We start from the raw sequence: 765 nt of genomic DNA on the forward strand, positions 1-765 counted from the left end.
CAGCCACCGCTTCGATGGCGAGTTCAAGGTCATCGCCGAGGGCATCAACCGCATGGTCGGCGACCACATCGCCACCAAGAAGAAGGCGATGGCTTGCATCGCCGAGTTCGGCCGCGGCAACTTCGACGCGCCGCTGGATGCCTTCCCGGGCAAGAAGGCGTTCATCAACGATACCGTCGAACAGGTGCGCGCCAACCTGCGCGCGCTGATCCGCGACACCAGCCTGCTCGCCGACGCGGCCGCGGCCGGCCGCCTGGACGTGCGCGCCGACGGCAGCCTGCACCATGGCGACTTCCGCCGCATCGTCGACGGCATCAACCTGACCCTGGACACAGTGATCGGCCCACTCAACGAAGCCAGCGCCGTGCTCAAGGCGATCGAAGCCGGCGACCTGACCCGGCTGGCGGACGTGCAGTGCCAGGGCAAGCTGAAGGAACTGTGCGACAGCATCAATGCCACCGTTGCGCGCCTCGCGCAGGTGGTCGGCGAGGTCAACATCAACGCCGACGCCCTGGCCAGCGCCTCCGAGCAGGTCAGCGCCACCGCGCAGTCGCTCAGCCAGGCGGCGAGCGAGCAGGCCGCCGGCGTGGAGGAAACCAGTGCGTCGCTGGAGCAGATGACCGCCTCCATCGCGCAGAACACCGAGAACGCCAAGGTCACCGACGGCATGGCCGCCAAGGCCGCACGCGAAGCCAACGAAGGCGGCGATGCGGTGCGCTCGACGGTGGCGGCGATGAAGCAGATCGCGCAGAAGATCGGCATCAT

1 pseudogene is annotated in these 765 nt (G+C 68.0%); it reads left to right on the plus strand.

Annotation, left to right across the window (positions count from 1 at the left end):
• Positions 1 to 765, plus strand: a pseudogene (locus D588_RS0116970) (methyl-accepting chemotaxis protein); the annotation flags it as partial.

It is taken from the genome of Xanthomonas sp. SHU 308, assembly GCF_000364645.1.
Taxonomy (GTDB): domain Bacteria; phylum Pseudomonadota; class Gammaproteobacteria; order Xanthomonadales; family Xanthomonadaceae; genus Xanthomonas_A; species Xanthomonas_A sontii.